We start from the raw sequence: 19839 nt of genomic DNA on the forward strand, positions 1-19839 counted from the left end.
TCACAAGCCGAAATCGATGCCCTCGATGTCGAAATACTCCGCCGCGGCGACATTGCCCTCGGCCTGCTGCGCATCGACGATCAAATCCAGATCGCCGTCGATCTCGAGCGCGGTGTTGTCGGCAAGATAGCGCCAGGTGCGGGTCGCAGCCCAGGGACGCAGAAGACCCAGGGACAGGACGGTGGCAATGAAATTGGTGATCATGATCCAGAAGTAACGCCCGCGGATCAGCCGGGACTTCAGTTTGTGCCGGCCATCGAGCACCGTCGAGTTGAAAGCAATGTTTCTGACCCCTGCGGAATGGTAGAAAATCAGGCCGAATATCAGCGGGTACATCAGTGCACTCGCCACGATCGACCAAACCATGCCAGGGTTTCCTAACAACAGGGCGACAAGGGCGATGGTCAACAACAAACCGAAAAGCAGGGTCCGACCAAAATTGCCGTAGTAGGGGCCGACACCGGCCACCGTGCTGAAGCCGGCCGCGCCCCAGCGCGTATTGGATCCGATATAGCGGTTCCATGCACGGAACATGAAGGGAGACAGCAGGAGAGCCGTCAGATAGGCCGCAATCGGCCAAAGTACAAAGCTCTTGAGGGCTCCACCATAGCTGCCGCCGAAGCCGAAGCGGACATTCCGGTATACGGTCATGCGCGCATTGAAGGCCATCGATTTGTTGAAGATCCACGGGAAGGCGATGAGATAGGGAATGACGAGGATCGCGAAGACCGGGCTGATGTTGACGAGCACGTTGACGAGTATGATCGCTCCTACCACGATCAGGCGACCGACGAGTATCTTCTTGGGGTTGGCGACGTAATCGAAATTATGCCCGTCGAGCCACGTGTTGCCGTAGAAATACTTGAGCCGCCGAACCTTCGCCCAGGGCGAATAAATGCCGATCGTAATGATGGTCAGGAACAGGTTGACGATCCAGATCCGGAAATATTCGCTGGCGGTCCCGGTAAAAATGAACGGTGCGATGCGAAGCGTCTCCGCCGGAACTCCGGCAGCATCCTCCTGCGCGCGTTCCCGCGCGATTTCCTGACCTGTCATCGCGATCGTCCCCTGTTTCGGCAGTCAGCCCCCCAACCGCGCTCCGAAAATTCGATACAACCCCTGTCTGAAGTGCGCAACCCTGAGATGGACAGGAAGCCGCTGACTGCTTTGACGTGCCTCACAGGTGCAAAATGGTGCTGTCCCGATTGCAGCATTGTCCGGCCCGTCAGGCCCGGCTGTTTCTGCAATCGTCTGCTCGTGAGCGGACAGACCATGATCTCCTCCGGCTTTGAGCCCAACTGGGCACTGGAACTGAAGTGCGATGGTGACATGAGCGCCGGGTTCATCGATGCCTTTTCCGGCGACGGCATAAAGACCACGCCGGGCACCGTCATGTTCATTACCGAAAACCCCTGGCTGCTCGAAACCAGCCACCCGGTCACCGGCACCATTGCCTATACACCCGGCGGCTGCACCGACGAACGCGGCGCCGTGGGCGATTTCACCTTCACCCCCACCGGCGCACCGGGCCTGTCCGCGCCCTTCTACCCGTTTTGCTGCCGCATGAAGCAGTAAACAGTCGACCCGGCAGGACAAGAACCGGGCCTGCCGGGCGCTATGAGGTATTTTCCCCTACTCGACTGTGATCGTGATCCGTTCCGAAACGACCGGAGGATGGTGCGGAATGTGATCCTTGTCGCCCAGAACGAGCTGCAGCGTATGCTCTCCCGGCGCCAGTTCGAGCGACGTTTCTGTCTGCCCCTTGCCGAAATGGAGATGCTGTTCATCGGAGAGGATGTTGGCGTCCAGCTCATCAGCCCCGTCCGGTCCCTCCCCCAGCACGGGCCGGTCGACAAACAGATGGTGATGCCCGGAATTCTCCATGTCGGTGCCCGCCGGAACGATGTCCATGCCCTCGACTCCGAACTTCACCGCCACCGGGCTGGTAACGCGGTCGCCGTCTGACAGGCCGTCGAAATACACCTTGGCGCCCGGCGGCGACGCGGTTTCCCCTGCCCCCGCAGTTCCGGCAGCCAGCACCAGTGAAAGGCCCAAAGCCACAATCAACTGTTTCATGACATTCCTCCAGTTTTCGTGTCGGCGCGCACGATAGCGTCCCGACCGGGCTAAAATACCACCAAACCGGTCACAGCAAAAACGGTTCACCGATAGCTTGCACGCCGCCGGCCGCTCACCACGCGAGCAGGGAGCCATCCCAGTTGTAAAACTGCCCGGTGCCTTCAAGCGTCAGGTTCTCTGCGAGCTTGAGGATGCCGGCTGCACTTTCAACCGGGGCGATATCGGCCCCTGCCCCGCCCATGTCGGTCCGGACCCAGCCCGGATGCAGGCTGGCCACTGCGATCCCCATCGGCGCGAGGTCGGTAGCAAGACCCTGCATCACCTTGTTCACCGCCGCCTTCGACGCCCTGTAGGCAATCCGGTCGGACTTGGCATGGGACAGGCTGCCCATCCACGACGAGACGGTAAGAATGCGCGGATTGGCGCTGCGCCTGAGATGCGGCAGGAAGGCCTGACTCACTGCCAGCGGCGCCAGCGTGTTGACGCCAAGCGTCTTGGCGAATCCGTCAAAATCCATTTCCAGCACCGATTGCCGGTCCGGCCCGATGATGCCGGCATTGTTGATCAGGACATCGATCGGCGCGTCGATCCCGGCCGCGGCCTGGCGCAGCGCCGCATGACCGGTGACATCAAACCGCAGGTCATGAAACCGCGGATGTTCGCAGATATGAGCATCCGGACCGGTAGCCTCTTCCCGTGCCGAGCCGTAGACCGTCCAGCCCTTGGCCAGTGCCTGCTTAGCCATCTCCAGCCCGATGCCGCGATTGGTCCCGGTGATGAGAATGTTGGTCATGGGACTGATCCGGTTTCAAGAATGACGTCGCCGTTGAACCTGCCCCGCAGTCTCAAGTCAACCTGCAGCGGTCTTGTCGGCAAACCGGACCGGCGTTTGCAGGCTCAGGCGGGGAAGATCCTGTCGAGCATCCGGGCGATATCAAGCTCCGTGTAGGGCTTCGGGACCACTGGATAATGGGCCAGATCGTCGCGAATGCCGCTCGCACCATATCCGCTCGCAAAAATCAGCGGAACGCCGAGATCCGCCAGGCGGCGAGCATAGGGAAAGATTGGCTCGCCGGCAATGTTGACATCGAGGATCGCCGCATCGGCGTGGAAGTCACCGTCCAGAAGCTTTTCCAGGTTCCTCAATGTCATGACCGGGCCGATCACGGAATGGCCGAGGTCTTCCAGTATCATTTCGAGGTTCATGGCAATCAGGCTCTCATCCTCGACGACGAGAACAGACATGGATTTGCGCGTCATGTCAGCATTCATGTCCCGGAATCCGCACCGCGCAACACGGCGGTTTCAACGGTTACGATACAGGAAAAACCCTGGTCTGAAAATGAAGGCTCGTATGACCCGCCGAACTCGCCCGATACGATGCTTTCGATCAGGCGGGTGCCGAAACCCTTTCGTTCGGGCTGAACCGCGGGTGGGCCGCCCGACTCCCGCCAACTGAGTTTGAGGGTCCCGTCCGGCTGTTCGCGCCAGTCAATGGCCACGGTTCCGGTTTCGCTGCTCAGGGCACCGTATTTGACTGCATTGGTCGAGAGCTCGTGAACCAGCATGGCGAGCGAGATCGAAGATCTTGGCGACAAGGTACACCGTGGCCCGTCGAGGCTGATGCGCTCGGGGTCGAATACGGCGACTTCCTGCCCGATGATTTCTCCGAGGTCGGCGCTCGTCCATTCCTGTGCACTCAGCAGATCATGAGCTTTCGAGAGTGCCGCGAGCCGGGCCCCTATGTCCCGCTTTGCCGCCGCCGGATCGGGTGTGGAACGCAAGGTCTGGGACACGATCGACTGAACCGATGCGAGCGTGTTCTTGACGCGGTGATTGAGTTCCGCAAGCAGCAGCCGCTGCCGGTGCTGCCTCCTCACATCTTCGCTACGGTCGCTGCCCTGGACGAAGATGCCGGTGATGTTGCCATCTCCGTCACGGATCGCGTCGTAGGAGAAATCCAGGAAGGTCTCCTGCAACTCACCGGAATCGAGATCCCGGATCATCACGCTTCTTTCTTCCGTCTGGTAACGCGCGCCGGTCTGGTAGACCTGGTCCAGAAGGTCAAGTATGCCCTGGTCCTCGGCCTCTGGAAAGGCTTCGCGGACGCTCTTGCCGATCAACTGCCGCCCGCCTACGAGGCGGGTACAGGCGTCATTGGCAAATGTGAAAACGTGATCCGGCCCGGAAAGCACGGCAAAGAAACCCGGTGCCATCTGGAAGAGCCGGCGGAACTCGGCACTCTCCGTCAGCAGCGCCCGGTGTTGCTCTTCGGCCTCGCGGGCGCGCTCCAGCAACTGCGTCTCACCCCTGCGAAACGGCAGGCTGGCCGCCTGGCGCAGCCTGACGATGTCTGTGACGTCGACCGTGTTCTGCATGACGTAGCGTTCGGAGCCGCCGCTACCGGATACAGGGGTATGAACCGCTGTCCAGTAACGCTGCTCCATGCCGCCCCCCAGCTCGGGCGGCCGCGGAATGTCATAGGGAATATAGGCAAGAGTATCTGTTTCGCCCGTGGCGAACACTCGATCGAGGGAGGCACGCAGCCGCCGTCCGCTCTCGCCATCATTGGGAAACAGGTCGAAGAGGTGGCGGCCGATCATCTCGTCACGGCTGCGCATGACGACCTGTTCATAAGCCCGATTGACGGCGACGTAGCAAAGTTCCCGGTCAAGCACCATGTGCGGACTCGGCAAGGCATCAAACAGCTCGCCAAAGTCCATCGCGGCACCGCGCCCGTCATTTTTTGATAGCAAGGCTTATACCCCAGAACATTGCCCCAGCTGCTTCAACGCAGCCGGGGCAAAAAGGTTCCATGTCTCGGGAATTTTTTTTGCCTACCTTTTCAAAGGCTTGTATGTCACCCGTTTCGGATTGACGCTGTCTGCGCCGAGCCGGCGGATCTTGTCGGCTTCGTAATCCTCGAAGTTGCCCTCGAACCATTCGACATGGCTGTCGCCTTCAAAGGCCAGAATGTGCGTTGCAAGACGGTCGAGGAACATGCGGTCATGCGAAATGATGACGGCGCAGCCGGCAAAGTTCTCGAGCGCGTCTTCGAGCGCACCGAGCGTTTCAGTGTCGAGATCGTTGGTCGGCTCATCGAGCAGCAGCAGGTTGCCGCCGGACTTCAGAAGCTTGGCCAGATGCACCCGGTTGCGCTGACCGCCCGAAAGCGTGCCCACCTTCTGCTGCTGGTCGCCGCCCTTGAAGTTGAAGGTCGAGCAATAGGCGCGCGAGTTCATCTCGTGCTTGCCGAGCTTGATGATGTCGTTGCCGCCGGAAATCTCTTCCCACACTGTTTTGTTCGGATCGAGCGAATCGCGGCTCTGATCGACATAGGAAAGCTGCACCGTCTCACCCACGGTGATCGAGCCGGAATCGGGTTTTTCCTGCCCGGTAATCATCCGGAACAGCGTGGTCTTGCCCGCGCCGTTGGGACCGATCACGCCGACGATGCCGCCGGGCGGCAGCTTGAAGGTCAGGTCGTCAATCAGCAGCCGGTCGCCATAGGCCTTTGAGATGCCTTCGACGTCGATCACCTGGTTGCCAAGCCGCTCGCCGGTCGGAATGATGATCTGGGCGTCGCCGGGACGACGGTCTGCCGCTGCCTTGACCAGTTCGTCATAGGCCCGAATACGCGCCTTCGACTTGGCCTGCCGCGCCTTCGGCGACGAGGCAATCCATTCCTGTTCACGGCTCAGGGCCTTCTGACGCGATGCCTCCTCGCGGCCTTCCTGTTTCATCCGCTTGGCCTTGGCATCCAGATATGCGGTGTAGTTGCCCTCGTACGGAATGCCGCGGCCGCGGTCGAGCTCGAGAATCCAGCCCGTCACATTGTCGAGGAAGTAGCGATCGTGGGTGATCATGATCACAGCGCCGGGATACTCGCGCAGATGCTTTTCAAGCCAGGCAATGCTTTCGGCGTCGAGATGGTTGGTCGGCTCGTCCAGCAGCAGCAAGTCGGGCTGGCGCAGAAGCAGCGCGCACAGTGCCACGCGGCGTTTTTCACCACCTGAGAGCTTGTCCACACTGGCCTCGCCGGGCGGGCAGCGCAGCGCTTCCATCGCCATTTCCACCTGGCTGTCGAGATCCCACAGGTTCTGGCTGTCGATGATGTCCTGAAGCTTCGCGCCTTCCTCGGCGGTCTCGTCGGAATAGTTCATCATCAGTTCGTTGTAGCGGTCGAGCACTGCCTGCTTGTCGGCCACGCCCTGCATGACATTGCCGAGCACATTGAGGCTCTCGTCGAGCTGCGGCTCCTGCGGCAGGTAACCGAGCGTCGCGCCCTCGGCCAGCCAGGCCTCGCCGGTAAACTCCTTGTCGAGTCCGGCCATAACCTTGAGAACCGTCGATTTACCGGCGCCGTTCGGACCGAGAATACCGATCTTGGCATCCGGGTAGAATGACAGATGGACGTTTTCGAGAACCTTCTTGGCGCCGAAGGCCTTATTGAGCCCCGCCATGTGATAGATGAACTGCCGTGCCACGATGCGCTCCAGACATGATTTGGATAATTGCCCGCTGTCTATTCGAAATGCAGCCCGAGGGCAATGACGCCGGCGGCTCCTCCCCAGATCACAGCCCGGCACCTCCGCCAGAAATTAAAATGAGACTAAATTGCCGAGAACTCCGTAAGCCGGATCGCAACGGGTCCTGTGTGATAAGCGCCTCGCATCAGCAGGAGACATGACGCAATGATTATCAACTCGGTAGGCTCTTCAGTTGCCGGCAATTCAGGTTCCGGCCAGAACACGGGCGGCACCTCAAACCAGACCGATCCGGCATCGGACGACAGCAGCGCTTCCGGCAGCGGCCAGACTGGCGGCACCGAAGCCTCCGGCTCGACCGGCACATCCTCCGGCTCCCAGGGCTCCTCCGGCCAGGCTGGTGGCCAGACGAGCGGCCAGAGCGGAAGCCAGGCAGCGTCATCAAGTGTGAGCAGCCAGTCGTCGTTACGGACCGATGCGAGCGCGCCGGCCACGACCCTGAGCATCGAGGCGGAAAGGCCGGCGGTCGATCAGGAAACGCTGCGTAGCCAGGCTCTCGAGGCGCAAAAACGGCTGAACACGGAAATGCTGATCAAGTCTCTCGGCGCCGCACCAGCGACCGACCTCGGCCTGCTGAGCGAGACCGAGACGGAGACGGAGACACCGGTTCCGCTCGCCGTTGCAGCCTATGCGGAAAACTTCAAGCCATCTGCAGCCGACCCTGCCAAGGCCGCAGCCTGAAACGGCCTCCCGGCGCACCCGGTCTTGTCCAAGGATGAGGCCGGGTAACGGATTCCATGGGCAATAGACACAACCCGCATCGCAGTCCCACACTCAACCGCGGGCACATGGCCGATGCGGGTTTGCGCTGGTGTCCGCCGCGTCAGGGCCTCCCCGCCAGGCGGCTCAGACGGAGAAGCTGACCTTTACGCCCTTTTGCCGGAAATAGGACTGCATGATCTTGCGGCCCTGACGGTTTGACTGGGCCAGCTTGCCCGGTTCGAACACCGCTTCCCTTACCCCTTCGCGCGCCATCGCCGCCTTCAGCGCAGCAATGTGGCTGTCGAGATCTTCATTGTCGTTCCTGATCGACTGGTAGATGTTGTCGATGGCTTGATCGAGGCTCAGATCGCTCACGTTTGGCACTCCATGGCTTGTTGCCACTCACCTAGAGTGGTTCAAACCAAATTGGAAGCCATTTGATGCAAAGGCGCTTGTTCAGAGCGCCGCAAGGGCCGCCTGGGCAAGATCCGTGCACCAGGCCTCGCCCTGAGGGCAATCAGCAACACCAGCCTGACGAGCCACACCCCGCGCGACAGTTCCGCTTTGTGACTAAACCCGGCTTAGCGCAAATCTGCATGGTCGATGCTGAAAAGCTGGAAGTCGCTTCTCCGGGGCGGGTCAATGCGGATCAGCCCGGGCCAGTCCTTGCCGGCCGCGAGCGCCGAATAAAGCCCTGTGTAGCCGTCATCGGATTCGAGCCTGAACCGGCATACCGCCACGTAGTCAAACGGCGCGAGCGCCGCCCGGCGCAGCTCGGAATCCTGAGCCGCAAAAGCCTCGAACATGCGCTTCATGCCGGGTGCAGCACGGTGAAACGGCACATTGGCGACAGAAAACCCCTCCGGCAGCACTTGCACCAGCGGCATCGAAAGGCCGAGCGGAACCGCGATGCGGCCCGGGGTCACGTCTGCCAGCACTGAAAAATCCTGATCGCCACACTCGACGAAACTCATGAAATCGATATTGTCGAGACGCTGTTCGACGGGCGGGACCAGGATCAGCAATGAAGCTCCGGCGAGAACGGCGGCGCCGGCCAGCAACCCGGCCATGCGCCGCTGCATCCCGGCTTTTCCTGTCAGAACGGCGGCGGTGACAGCCGGCAGGAACAACGGCACCAGGGCTGCGGGAAACCGGATATAGCGCGTCACCACGAGGGTCATCACTAACGTCGCGGCCGCCAGCAGCCAGCTGATGACGAGGCCCGGATCCCGCCTTGCCCTGCCCCACAGAACAGGCACAGCGGCCAGGATGATCATTGCCTGAAGGACCAGATTGATCACCGTTTCATACTGGCCGTTGCGGAAGAGCAGAAGAACGCTCTTCTCCTGCCAGATCCGGTCGAACCACAGCGTCCGCGAGAGCGGATCCATCATATGATACGGACCTCGCAGGCATTCCGGAAAGATCCAGCCAGTCGCGGCCAGAAGCAGGGCCGCCGGTCCGGCGACGAGCAGCAGCCGGACAGGCAGCGCCCGCGCAGCTCCCGCTTTCGCCCACATCAGCAGGATCACCGATCCGCCGGCCATCAGCATGAGGTAGGGCGCGGAAAACGCATCGCACTGGGTGAGCCCCACATTCGGACCGAGAAATGCCGCCGCACTCACCAGACTGGTCGCCAGCATCGCGATGGCGGCGCCTGCGAGAACTTGTGCCGCCCCGCGTGCATTGAAGACATGGCAAGCGACAAGTCCTGCAAACATAATCACAACGAAGGGCAGACATTCCAGCCCGATGACGATCGAAAGTGCGCCGCCGGTGCCAACCAGCCACCCGCCGGCCTGGTCCCAGCGCAAGAGCCCCAGCATGATGGCCGCCATCGCAATGATCTGCAGATTGTGATGGTCGATGCGGCCGGGCGAGAATTCCAGCACCGCGATCGCCATCAGCACTGTAGTCAGCGCAAGCAGAAGCAGATGGCGCAGGCGCGAAAGCTCGACCTCGCCCAGCAGCCGCTCGATGATCAGCACACAGAGCCAGCTGAACAGCGCAAGCAGCAACGGCGGCCAGATCAGGAACGCCCAATCGAGCGCCACCCCGGCTGGCATGAACAGCTCAAGCACCCGCGCCAGCAGCATGTAGGGCAGATCAACGAGGCGCGACCACGGCGAGACATAGGCATCGGGCGTGGCGATCATCGGCAGCGTCAGATCGAACCAGCGGCCATCCTCCGACAGCAACGTTTTGATCTGCAGTGCCCGCATGCCATTGTCGACGTCACCATGAAAGAGCTTGCCGTCGGCAAAATCCGCCAGAGCCACGATCAGGCCGGTCAGATACACAGTAAGGAAGGCTGCCCCACGGCCAGGTTTGGCGGGCCGCGAGCGCACGGGGCGATCGGCTTCGCCAGCGGACATGCTCTTGTTTGCAGACATGGCGGGATCATGTTCGCGCCGCCTTGAAATTCGATTAACCGGCTGGAATTGCATCGGTCCGCTCCGGCTCCTCTCCCGCCCCTGCCGGTGCTGGTGCCGCCACGAGACTGCACAGGTGCAGAGCCGCCAGACCGTGACCTTGGCCCGGCTGGGGATTCTTCGGCCTGCCGCTTGACGGCAGCGCCCGCAGCCGATCATCTGGCCGGCATGACCAATCAGAGCTTCTCACCCTTCCCCCTCAACAGCCCGACCGGCGCGGAGCTGGCTGTCCGGCACATGCCGGCCGGCGGCGACGCCCGCGGTGTGGTGCAGATCAATCATGGGCTGGCCGAACATGCGGCCCGCTACCAGCGCTACGCCCGCCTGCTCTCGGCTCACGGCTATCATGTCTACGCTCATGATCACCGTGGCCATGGCGCCACCAGGGCGCCCGATTCCATCCCCGGCGCATTTGCCAGCAAGGATGGCGCCGCCAAGGTGATCGACGACGTCGCCGCCATCCATGCGCTGATCGGCAAGACGCATCCGGGCCTGCCAGTCGTAACATTTGGCCACTCCATGGGTGGCGTGATTGCACTCAATTTCGCTGAGGCTCACCCGCAGGCCAGCGCCGCCCTGGCGGTATGGAATGCGAATTTCAATGCCGGTCTCGCCGGCCGCGCCGGACAACTGGCCCTCCGGCTCGAAGCCTTCTTCAAGGGCTCTGACACCCCGAGCGCGATTTTGCCCCGACTCACATTCCAGGCCTGGGCCAAGGCGATGCCGGACCGCCGCACCGATTTCGACTGGCTGTCGCGCGATCCCGTCGAGGTCGATCTCTATGTCGTTGATCCGCTGAGCGGTTGGGATGCGACGGTGAGCATGTGGCAGGATGTGTTCAGATTGATCTACGCCGGCGGCGACGAAGCCAATCTGGCGAAACTGCCCAAAACCCTCCCCGTCAACCTGCTCGGCGGCGCCGATGATCCGGCCACCGACAAGGGCGAAGCCTTGCGCTGGCTTGCCGGCGAAATGCAGAAGATCGGGATGACGGAAGTTTCATTGCAAGTCCTGGCCGAAACAAGGCACGAAACCCTCAACGAGATCAACCGCGACCGGTCGATGGCGGACTTCGTCAACTGGCTCGACAAGGTCCTCCCCGGCGCTGCCTGATGCTGTGAGATAGCAGCTCGCCCTACCGCATCACGACCCCGCCCGACGGTTCTGCGAAGGTGACAGGCTCAGCAAATTTCTGCTAACAGGCAGTTCGGAATGGCAGGTGATCATCAAGGCTTCGTGCCAATGCAATCCACGATCCCGAACCGCCCGAACGCTCTTCAAACAGGAATCCCCATGCCTGACCTCGACACCGAAACCGCCGCAGACACCGCCGCCGCACCGCTTGCAGGCATCAGGGTCATCGAGCTGGCGCGCATTCTCGCCGGGCCCTGGGCAGGTCAGCTGCTGGCGGACCTGGGCGCCGACGTGATCAAGATCGAGCATCCTGAAGGCGGCGATGATACCCGCCGCTGGGGCCCGCCCTTTGTCGAGGGCGCCGATGGCGAAAACCTGTCGGCGGCCTATTACCACTCCACAAACCGCGGCAAGCGCTCGGTCACGATCGACATTGCCACCGTCGAAGGCGCCAAGGCCGCGCGCGACCTGATCTCGAGCGCCGATGTGGTGCTGGAAAACTTCAAGGTCGGTGGATTGAAGAAATACGGTCTCGATTACGGCAGTCTCAAACCCGACAATCCTGCCCTGGTCTATTGCTCTATCACCGGCTTCGGCCAGACCGGGCCCTACGCTCCGCGCGCCGGCTATGACTTCATCATCCAGGCCATGACCGGCATGATGTCGATCACCGGCGAACCGGGACGCGAACCGCAAAAGGCCGGGGTCGCCATTTCCGATATCTTCACCGGGCTTTACTCGGTCATCGCCATTCAGGCTGCGCTGCGGCACGCTGAACGAACAGGCGAAGGCCAGATGATCGACATGGCGCTGTTCGACACCCAGGCCGGGATTCTCGGCAACCAGAACCTCAACTACCTGGTTTCGGGCTCGGCACCGGTGCAGATGGGCAATGCTCACATGAACATCGCGCCATATGAGGTGTTTCCGGTGTCCGATGGCCATGTCATCATCGCTGTCGGCAATGACGGCCAGTTCCAGCGCTTCTGCAAGTTGCTCGGAGCCACCGGCATGGCGGCCGATCCCGAGTTCCAGACCAATCCGTTGCGCGTCGCCCACCGCGAACGCCTGCGCGCCGAACTCATCGCCGAGATGTCGTCCTGGAACAAGGCTGATATTCTCGCCGCCTGTGAAGCCAATGCCGTTCCTGCCGGACCGATCAACAACATCGCCGAGATGTTTGCCGATCCGCAGATCATCGCCCGCGGCCTGCGCATGGACCTGACCGACGGGGCCGGAACCGAAATTCCTTCGGTACGCGCGCCGATCATCCTGCCCGCCTCACCGCTGCATTACGACCGGCCAAGCCCGCGCCTGGGCGAACACACCCAAGAAGTCATGGCGGAACTCGAGGCCATCAAATCCAAAGGAAAACGCACATGAAAACCGGCGGTCAGCTGATAGTCGACACTCTCAAGGCCAATGGCGTCGAGCGCCTGTTCTGCGTGCCGGGCGAAAGCTATCTCGCCGTCCTCGATGCGCTGGTGGATTCCGGCGTCGGCGTCACGGTCTGCCGCCAGGAAGGCGGTGCTGCGATGATGGCCGATTGCTGGGGGCGTTTGACCGGCAAGCCCGGCATCTGCTTTGTCACCCGCGGCCCCGGTGCCACCAACGCCACCGCCGGCCTGCACATCGCCCGGCAGGATTCGATCCCGATGATCCTGTTCATCGGCCAGGTCCAGCGCGACGCCCGCGAACGCGAGGCCTTTCAGGAGGTCGAGTATCGCCGCGCCTTTACCGAATTCGCCAAATGGGTCGGCGAGATCGACGATCCGGCACGCATCCCGGAATTCGTCAACCGCGCCTTCTCTGTCGCCATGTCCGGCCGCCCCGGCCCGGTGGTGCTGGCGCTGCCCGAGGATGTGCTGCGCGAGGGTGTCGCCAACCCGCCCGCCGAGATCCATCCCAATCCGGTGCCCGCCATTCATCCCGGCGCTGCCGAGATGAAGGACCTTGCCAACCGGCTGTCAAACGCCGAGCGCCCGGTGATGATCCTCGGCGGCACTCGCTGGACCGGTCAGGCGGTGCGCCAGCTCGAACGCTTTGCCGAGCGGGCGCAGATCCCGGTCGGCTGCTCCTTCCGCCGCCAGATGCTGTTTGATCACCTGCACCCATGCTACGCCGGCGATGTCGGCATCGGCATCAACCCCGCCCTTGCGGACGAGATCAGGAATTCCGATCTGGTAATCCTTGCCGGCGGGCGCTTCTCGGAAATGCCGTCATCGGGCTACACCCTGCTCGATGTGCCGTTTCCGGCGCAGCAACTGGTCCACATCCACGCCGATGCCTCAGAGCTCGGCCGTGTCTACCGGCCCTCGCTCGCCATCAACGCCGACCCCGCCTCCTTCGCGGAGGCCCTGTCCGGTCTCGACGTAGAGACAACGCCGGAGCGCGCCGAACGGACCGCCCGAATGCACGGACAGTATCTCGACTGGTCGACGCCGCCCGAGAGTGGTCCCGGCGATGTCCACATGGGGCCGATCATCGACTGGCTGCGCGACCACCTGCCCGAGGATGCCATCCTGACCAACGGCGCCGGCAACTACGCCACCTGGGTGCACCGTTATGTCCGCTTCCGCAAATTCGCAACACAGGCAGCTCCCACATCGGGAACGATGGGCTACGGCGTGCCCGCCGCCGTCGCCGCCAAACAGGCCTTTCCGGAGCGGACCGTCGTGGCCTTTGCCGGCGACGGCTGTTTCATGATGCACGGCCAGGAATTCGCCACCGCCGTTCAGCACAAGCTGCCGATCATCGTCATCGTCGTCAACAATTCGATGTACGGCACCATCCGCATGCACCAGGAGCGCGATTACCCCGGCCGCGTCAGCGCCACCGAGTTGACCAATCCCGATTTTGCAGCTCTTGCCCGGGCCTATGGCGGCCATGGCGAGACGGTGGAAACCACGGCTGACTTCAAAGCCGCCTTCGAGCGCGCCGAGGCCAGCGGCATCCCCGCAATCATCGAGATCAAGCTCGACCAGCAGGCCATCACCCCGACAAGGACGCTTGCCCAGATCTCGGGCACCGGCGTAAAACAATAGGGCTGGATACTCCCCACCAGCCTCGTAGATGCCCACTTGGCAGGCATCCCTGCCCGTTGACAAATCCGGCTCTGACAACGCACGATGTCTTCTGTGCGCATTAATGCGGCTCCTGATCGCAATATTTCATGCACTGATCGTAACCGGCCGCGGCCGCTTCCAGGCAAGCCGGAGCAAGATGCGGGGCCATGAGCGAGCAAGCTGCAGCCGCACCTACAGCGGCCGTACCGCAAGCAACCTGACACGCAGTCGAAGCCCGCTTGCTGACACTCTCAAAGATCATCTGACTGTCGAGCTTCTCGGCATCCGCACTGGCCTTGATCGTATCATGGGGACCTATTCCGCCGGACTCCCTCAAGGTCTTCGTTACCAGGCTTTTCTCCTGAGCAGTAAGAGGTTCCCACACCTCATTATTCACCAGTATTTCAGCCATATTACCCCCCTTTTTTCGCGAAACAACTGCATCATATTACATTCCGGAGCGCATACATTGATGTAAATCAAACAAAGTTCTGCCTGGCCATGTCGCAGTTCGTGACAATTAAAGGTCATCAATCGGACACATCGCCTGAATCTGCAATTGCATCAGCCTTGTCTTGGAAGGATGGCATCATGGAAAAGAGTAACAGCTTGATGGATTCTGCGTTCCGTGAAGAGGTACTGGCATCCATACGTTTTCGGCACCGGGGCCCGAAGAGCGAAAAATGAAGTCAGGGGTCGCCATCGGTACGCCGGCAATCCTCGATCAGGCGACCACTCCGCCGCTCAGATTATGGCAGGCGGCATTGGGGCTAAGAAACGGGCATGTCGGACTTGCCGCACTTGTTCTGGCGACTGTGCGCGCCAGATATCAAGCATGATGTCACCCGCCGAACCATCCGCCCTGTCTGTCTGGTACGACGGCGACTGCCCGGTTTGCCGGCAGGAAGTCGCGCTCTACAACCGCATCGACCGCAATAAGCTGATCAGCTGGATCGACATCGTTGCCCTCGCCGACAACGAGTTGCCGGCGGGCAAGACCCGTGAGGATCTGCTCGGCAAGTTCCATGCCCGCGCCACGGGCGGTCGCTGGCAGATCGGCGTCGACGCCTTCGCCGCCATCTGGCAGCGGCTGCCGGTGCTGAAATGGTTCGCCTTTGTCTTCCGCCTGCCCGTCATCCGGCAAGTCGCCCAGATCGCCTATCTTGGATTTCTCAAGTGGCAGCGCCATCACCGCGCCCGGCGAACTGGCGCCACGGCTGCAGTCGAAACGCCCGAACTACGGACCTGAGGACATTATCCGCAACCTCGGCCCCGCAAAACGAACCGGCATGGCTGCGTTGCTTCCATCCTATCTTGCCGGTAGCGGCCCAGGCACCGCTACCCATCTCGTCCGGGTTCGTTCGGATCGCTGGAGAACAAGGCGATCTTGTTGCCTTGCGGATCACGAAGATAGCCGACATAAAAATGCGGCCCGTAAGGCGCGCGGAAGCCGGGCTGGCCTTCGTCAAATCCGCCGGCAGCAAGTGCTGCCATGTGCAGCTCACGAACCTGCTTCTGACTTTGTGCCTCGAAAGCGACCATAGTACAGTTGCCTGCCGATGCCGGCTTCCCGTCAAAGGTCGGCTTGACGTAGAAATCCGGCGGAATGAGCGACTGCCCCGGCTTCACCGGCAGCGCGTAGCTCAACCCGTCTTGGCCCTCTTTCAGTCCGTAACCGAGAGCCGGCAGCACCGCAGAGTAGAAACGTTTTGCAGCAGCCAAGTCATCGGCACCGACGGTGACATAGGCAATCATGCTGCGTGTTCCTTCCATAAAGCCTGATTTCAGAAAATCTGCATGCGCTAAAGTTCGACGCCCGCGGTGGGTGTTGAAACATAAGTCCGGGGTCAGCGTCGCAGCAGGCCCGCCCGGTCAGTTGCGCATGTGTTCGGTATGCTTGTAGATCGCGGTCGAGCGCGCGCCCGAGCGGCAATAGCCGAGCATCGGCTGCGGCATTTCCTCGATCGCGTCCACCATCTCCCGCACCGCCTCGGCGGTCACGCCCGTCGGGCCGACTGGGATGTGACGGGCTTCGATGCCGAGCGCTTCGGCCGCCTGCCTGATGCTTTCGAACGTAGGCTGGTCATCGGTTTCACCGTCAGGACGGTGGCAGACGATCGACTGAAAACCTGCAGCCTTGATGGCGGCCAGATCCTCGACCGAAATCTGGCCGGCGACGGAATAGGTGTGGGTGACGGGGCGAAGATCCATGACGTCATCTGCCTTTGAGTAGGGCGCAGCTTTTGCGGTGGCGCCAAAATTCGATCTGTCCCACTGACTTAAGCAATGGCCGTGAGCACGTCAATGCGCGCGACGCTGCAGCGCCATCTCCGTCTGGTCTTGGGTTATGCCGGCCCTCACCCGTTCGCTGACCCGACCGATGATCTCCACCACATCGGGAAAGCAGCCGCAACAGCGGCCGCGGATCCGCAATGAATGGTAAACCTTGGACGGCACGATCAACTGCCAGGGGTCTTCGGCGAGCAGTTTTTCGACGGCAGCCTCGATCTCGCCCTGCGACAGAAGGTTGCACAGGCAGACAATCATGGAAGTTCTCTGTGAGATGCACACCTGCCGGCCCGACCAGCCGGTTGACGCTAAAACCTGTATGAATTACTCCACAATCTTTGACCCCGCCGCCTTCCTCTGTCAAACACCAGATGGCTTCCTCCGGGAATGATGGCCGGTTCTGCTCACAACGAGCTGGCCAGACGCACAAGGATAAACCCGCCCGTGGGCGAACGCGCACTCAAGATTGCTGCCTGGATTGTCTCGCTGCTGTGCCTCGCACCGATCGTCGCGGTGGCCCTGGCTGCCGTGTCGGGCACGCTCGACACCTGGAACAGCCTGATGGCGACGGTCTTGCCGGGCTACGCCTGGACCACGGTGCAGCTGGTGGTTCTGGTCGGCGTTGGCACGGCGGTGGTCGGCACCAGCACCGCCTGGCTGGTCACCACCTGCGCGTTTCCATTCCGCCGCACCTTCGAGATTGTGCTGGCGCTGCCGTTGGCCTTCCCCGCCTATGTGCTCGCCTATGCCTATACCGACCTGCTCGACCATCCCGGTGCCGTGCAGACGGCGCTGAGGAACATCACCGGCTGGGGGCCGCAGGACTACTGGTTCCCCGAAGTCCGCTCGCTCGGCGGCGCCAGCGCGATGCTGATCTTCGTGCTCTATCCTTATGTTTATCTGCTTGCCCGCGCAGCTTTCATCAAGCAGTCGCCGACGGCCTATTTCGCCGCCCGCACGCTTGGCCACACGCCCTGGTCCTCGTTCTGGCGCGTCAGCCTGCCGATGGCGCGGCCTGCCATTGCCGGCGGTGTCATCCTGGCGCTGATGGAAACCATCGCCGATTTCGGCACCGTGGCGCATTTCGGCGTGCAGACCTTCGCCACCGGTATCTACTCGGCCTGGTTCTCGATGGGCGACCGCATGGCCGCCTCGCAGCTCGCACTTTGCCTGCTCGTCGTGGCGCTGGCCTTCGCCCTGCTCGAACGCGCCCAGCGCGGCGCCGCCAAGCGCTTCCCCGCAGGCTCCCGGCTGGAAACCATGGAGCGGCATCACTTGCACGGCTGGCATGCCGCAGGCGCCTTTGCCGCCTGCCTGTTGCCCGTCGCCATCGGCTTTGCCATTCCGCTTGCGGTGCTCGCCGACATGGCGATCGGCGCTGGAAAGTCGCCATTCTCGCCGCGTTATCTCGGCTATGTCCAGAACTCGCTGACCCTTGCCTCGATCACCGCCGTGGTCACCGTCACCGGCGCGGTCATCATCGGCTTTTGCGCCCGTATCGCGCCAAGCCTGGCCGCGCGCTTTTCCGCCGCCGCCGCGGGCATCGGCTATGCCGTGCCGGGCGGTGTCATCGCCGTCGGCCTGCTGGTTCCCTTTGCGGCCCTCGACAACATGATCGACGCCTGGGCACGGGCCAATTTCGATGTCTCCACCGGCCTATTCTTTACCGGCTCGATCGGGCTTCTGGTGGTGGCCTACATGGTCCGCTTCATCGCCGCCGCCCTCGGTGCATTTGACACCGGCATCTCGGCGATCAAGCCCAATATCGATGCCGCCGCCCGCACCCTGGGCCGCACTTCCGGCCGCATGCTGTTCGAGATCCACCTGCCGCTGTTGCGCCCCAGCCTGCTCACCGCGCTGCTGATCGTCTTTGTCGACGTGATGAAGGAACTGCCGGCAACCCTGATCATGCGGCCCTTCAACTTCGACACGCTCGCCGTCCAGGCCTACCGGCTGGCCTCGGACGAACGGCTGCAGCAAGCTGCCCTGCCCTCGCTGATGATCGTCGGCTTCGGCCTGCTGCCGGTCGTCCTGCTCTGCCACACCATCGGCAGATCCGGCCGCCCCACCCACACCATCCGCCCCCGGGCAGACGCGCTGGTACCATCGGCCTGAACCGGCCAACACCGGCCATCACCCGGGCCTGACACGCCGCCATTAAGCCTGGCAGTCTAATCGGGTTTTACAATCGCAGCAGACGCAGTAAGCATCCGCATCCTTCAGTCCCCGGGAACACGCCATGGCGCAGAATGCCACCATTCACAAGGTCGAACTCACCGTCTCCGACATGGACCGGCACTATTACGAGACTCACAAGCTGACAGTGGCCAAGCACCCCTCGGAGACCGATGAACGGCTGATGCTGCGCATCCTCGCCTTTGCGCTCAACGCCCATGAACAGCTCGAGATGACCAGGGGCCTCTCGACTGAGGACGAGCCCGACATCTGGCAGAAAAGCCTGAGCGGCGAACTGGACGTCTGGATCACCCTCGGCCTGCCGAGCGAAAAGCTCATCCGCCAATCCTGCGGCAAGTCAGCCAAGGTCGTGATCTACGCGTACGGCGGCAGGACCGCCGAAATGTGGTGGGACAAGATCAAGACCACCACCACCCGCTTCGACAACCTCCAGGTCACCAGCTTTTCCGAAAAAGACACCAAAGAACTCGCCAAGCTCGCAACCCGCGCCATGACCCTCCAGGTCAACATCCAGGACGGCGAAGTGATGGTCAGCACCGGCGACAGCATCGTTTACGTGACGCCGGTGGAGTGGAAGAGTGCGGGTTGAGGCGTGGGGTTCTGGCGCGAGATCGAGCTCAAGCTGATCGGTTGCATGCATTGCTGTGAGATGAGGCTCACAATGCCCCTTCACCTGCCAAGGCATCTGGTCGGAAATAGCGGAGTGGACAGACGTTCGGCTTCAACAAACGCGTTCACTTCGGCTCCCATCCGCCGGCTGGTTGTTACCAGGTCAACGAGGATATCGTGGCGGGCGCCAAAGGCGACTCATGGCTGCGCCAGCTGGACCGGTTTGGTCGAAGCACGCCCCACACCGGAATGTCGAGCGGCAACACCCAGGAATTCGAACCAATCGGCGAGAAAGGGGCAGTGATCAGGTCGACGTCAGGGTCGATATATCTCTGCATTGGACGTCCATTGAGTGACTTCCAGATGTCGGCCTGTACAGCAATGCTGGTATAACCGGCTTTTTCCCGGTCAGCCTTCAAATAGTGGGCGAACTGGTAAATCATATCCGGCCGAACAAGCATCATGCGTGCTTGCCGGTGGCTAAGATGATCGGCCGGATCAACAATCCACCTCTGCCCATCCGCAGTGACGATGAACCTTCCCACGGCAACGCGGTCATAAATGCGCATACGCCAGGAATAGCGGTGGCCATCGCCCGTCCAACGCACTTCGGTGGGTATGAACCAGGCGCGTGCAGGCAGTGCGATTTGCAGTATCAGCCAGACACCCATGCCTACAAGGGCAAATGCGGACACCGGTTTCACGGGAGCCCTGTGAGACGGCTCACCCGCACCGGGCAAAATCTTAAGTCCGCCGGACACAAAGCGGGCAACCCGATGCGGCCAG

General features: G+C 61.9%; 22 protein-coding genes. 9 read left to right on the forward strand and 13 right to left on the reverse strand.

Annotation, left to right across the window (positions count from 1 at the left end):
• Window positions 1–1056 carry a YjgN family protein gene (locus CRO46_RS04285; protein WP_097105349.1) on the reverse strand — a complete coding sequence of 352 codons (1056 nt, stop codon included), beginning with the start codon at window positions 1054–1056 and terminating at the stop codon, window positions 1–3.
• 216 nt (window positions 1057–1272) lie between these two features.
• Here CRO46_RS04285 and CRO46_RS04290 point away from each other — a divergent pair, with 216 nt between their 5' ends.
• Window positions 1273–1575, forward strand: coding sequence for a hypothetical protein (locus CRO46_RS04290; protein ID WP_179758944.1), 303 nt, complete (start codon window positions 1273–1275; stop codon window positions 1573–1575).
• A gap of 57 nt (window positions 1576–1632) precedes the next feature.
• Here the strand turns inward: CRO46_RS04290 and CRO46_RS04295 are convergent, their stop codons facing one another.
• The 5 genes from CRO46_RS04295 to ettA all read right to left on the reverse strand — a co-directional run bounded on the left by CRO46_RS04295 (window position 1633) and on the right by ettA (window position 6566).
• Entirely contained in the window at window positions 1633–2076 is a 444-nt protein-coding gene (locus CRO46_RS04295; RefSeq protein ID WP_097105350.1) for a DUF4399 domain-containing protein, read from the reverse strand.
• Between the two features lie 115 nt (window positions 2077–2191).
• Complete coding sequence (locus CRO46_RS04300) at window positions 2192–2872, reverse strand: SDR family oxidoreductase (RefSeq protein WP_097105351.1); 681 nt, start codon at window positions 2870–2872, stop codon at window positions 2192–2194.
• A 104-nt stretch (window positions 2873–2976) separates the two neighbouring features.
• Window positions 2977–3351 (reverse strand): response regulator, encoded by a 375-nt coding sequence (locus CRO46_RS04305; protein ID WP_097105353.1) that lies wholly within the window; start codon window positions 3349–3351, stop codon window positions 2977–2979.
• On the reverse strand, window positions 3348–4835 hold the full coding sequence (locus CRO46_RS04310) for a sensor histidine kinase (protein ID WP_143438943.1): 1488 nt from the start codon (window positions 4833–4835) through the stop codon (window positions 3348–3350). Before CRO46_RS04310 ends, CRO46_RS04305 begins: the two co-directional genes overlap by 4 nt.
• Before the next feature lie 81 nt (window positions 4836–4916).
• Complete coding sequence (gene ettA, locus CRO46_RS04315; RefSeq protein ID WP_097105356.1) at window positions 4917–6566, reverse strand: energy-dependent translational throttle protein EttA; 1650 nt, start codon at window positions 6564–6566, stop codon at window positions 4917–4919.
• A gap of 207 nt (window positions 6567–6773) precedes the next feature.
• Here ettA and CRO46_RS04320 point away from each other — a divergent pair, with 207 nt between their 5' ends.
• Entirely contained in the window at window positions 6774–7307 is a 534-nt protein-coding gene (locus CRO46_RS04320) for a hypothetical protein (RefSeq protein WP_097105358.1), read from the forward strand.
• A gap of 165 nt (window positions 7308–7472) precedes the next feature.
• Here the strand turns inward: CRO46_RS04320 and CRO46_RS04325 are convergent, their stop codons facing one another.
• Window positions 7473–7703 (reverse strand): hypothetical protein, encoded by a 231-nt coding sequence (locus tag CRO46_RS04325; protein ID WP_097105360.1) that lies wholly within the window; start codon window positions 7701–7703, stop codon window positions 7473–7475.
• A 206-nt stretch (window positions 7704–7909) separates the two neighbouring features.
• On the reverse strand, window positions 7910–9721 hold the full coding sequence (locus CRO46_RS04330; RefSeq protein WP_244577760.1) for a hypothetical protein: 1812 nt from the start codon (window positions 9719–9721) through the stop codon (window positions 7910–7912).
• Window positions 9722–9892: 171 nt separating this feature from the next.
• Here CRO46_RS04330 and CRO46_RS04335 point away from each other — a divergent pair, with 171 nt between their 5' ends.
• The 3 genes from CRO46_RS04335 to CRO46_RS04345 all read left to right on the forward strand — a co-directional run bounded on the left by CRO46_RS04335 (window position 9893) and on the right by CRO46_RS04345 (window position 13938).
• Window positions 9893–10873, forward strand: coding sequence for an alpha/beta fold hydrolase (locus CRO46_RS04335; RefSeq protein WP_342170784.1), 981 nt, complete (start codon window positions 9893–9895; stop codon window positions 10871–10873).
• A gap of 180 nt (window positions 10874–11053) precedes the next feature.
• A complete protein-coding gene (locus CRO46_RS04340) occupies window positions 11054–12277 on the forward strand; it encodes a CaiB/BaiF CoA transferase family protein (protein ID WP_097105361.1) in 1224 nt (407 codons plus the stop codon).
• On the forward strand, window positions 12274–13938 hold the full coding sequence (locus tag CRO46_RS04345) for a thiamine pyrophosphate-binding protein (RefSeq protein ID WP_097105363.1): 1665 nt from the start codon (window positions 12274–12276) through the stop codon (window positions 13936–13938). The genes CRO46_RS04340 and CRO46_RS04345 overlap by 4 nt, the downstream gene beginning before the upstream one ends.
• A gap of 100 nt (window positions 13939–14038) precedes the next feature.
• Here the strand turns inward: CRO46_RS04345 and CRO46_RS04350 are convergent, their stop codons facing one another.
• Window positions 14039–14371 (reverse strand): hypothetical protein, encoded by a 333-nt coding sequence (locus CRO46_RS04350; RefSeq protein ID WP_097105364.1) that lies wholly within the window; start codon window positions 14369–14371, stop codon window positions 14039–14041.
• A 271-nt stretch (window positions 14372–14642) separates the two neighbouring features.
• Here CRO46_RS04350 and CRO46_RS19925 point away from each other — a divergent pair, with 271 nt between their 5' ends.
• Both CRO46_RS19925 and CRO46_RS04355 read left to right on the forward strand, forming a co-directional pair.
• On the forward strand, window positions 14643–14798 hold the full coding sequence (locus CRO46_RS19925) for a hypothetical protein (RefSeq protein ID WP_179758945.1): 156 nt from the start codon (window positions 14643–14645) through the stop codon (window positions 14796–14798).
• Window positions 14795–15208 (forward strand): thiol-disulfide oxidoreductase DCC family protein, encoded by a 414-nt coding sequence (locus CRO46_RS04355; RefSeq protein ID WP_179758946.1) that lies wholly within the window; start codon window positions 14795–14797, stop codon window positions 15206–15208. The genes CRO46_RS19925 and CRO46_RS04355 overlap by 4 nt, the downstream gene beginning before the upstream one ends.
• An 89-nt stretch (window positions 15209–15297) precedes the next feature.
• Here the strand turns inward: CRO46_RS04355 and CRO46_RS04360 are convergent, their stop codons facing one another.
• The 3 genes from CRO46_RS04360 to CRO46_RS04370 all read right to left on the reverse strand — a co-directional run bounded on the left by CRO46_RS04360 (window position 15298) and on the right by CRO46_RS04370 (window position 16506).
• On the reverse strand, window positions 15298–15714 hold the full coding sequence (locus CRO46_RS04360; protein ID WP_097106491.1) for a VOC family protein: 417 nt from the start codon (window positions 15712–15714) through the stop codon (window positions 15298–15300).
• Window positions 15715–15831: 117 nt separating this feature from the next.
• Window positions 15832–16170: a protein tyrosine phosphatase family protein gene (locus CRO46_RS04365; protein WP_097105368.1), complete on the reverse strand. Its 339-nt coding sequence runs from the start codon at window positions 16168–16170 to the stop codon at window positions 15832–15834.
• Between the two features lie 90 nt (window positions 16171–16260).
• On the reverse strand, window positions 16261–16506 hold the full coding sequence (locus tag CRO46_RS04370) for a (2Fe-2S)-binding protein (protein ID WP_097105369.1): 246 nt from the start codon (window positions 16504–16506) through the stop codon (window positions 16261–16263).
• Between the two features lie 186 nt (window positions 16507–16692).
• Between CRO46_RS04370 and CRO46_RS04375 the strand changes: the two genes are divergently transcribed.
• Window positions 16693–18363, forward strand: coding sequence for an ABC transporter permease (locus tag CRO46_RS04375; protein ID WP_179758947.1), 1671 nt, complete (start codon window positions 16693–16695; stop codon window positions 18361–18363).
• Window positions 18364–18487: 124 nt separating this feature from the next.
• Window positions 18488–19033: a YaeQ family protein gene (locus tag CRO46_RS04380; protein WP_097105370.1), complete on the forward strand. Its 546-nt coding sequence runs from the start codon at window positions 18488–18490 to the stop codon at window positions 19031–19033.
• A gap of 175 nt (window positions 19034–19208) precedes the next feature.
• Here CRO46_RS04380 and CRO46_RS20325 read toward each other — a convergent pair whose 3' ends face one another.
• Window positions 19209–19814, reverse strand: coding sequence for a hypothetical protein (locus CRO46_RS20325; RefSeq protein ID WP_425479232.1), 606 nt, complete (start codon window positions 19812–19814; stop codon window positions 19209–19211).
• Window positions 19815–19839 lie beyond the last annotated feature (25 nt).

This window comes from Parahoeflea halophila, assembly GCF_900220985.1.
Lineage (GTDB): Bacteria > Pseudomonadota > Alphaproteobacteria > Rhizobiales > Rhizobiaceae > Hoeflea > Hoeflea halophila.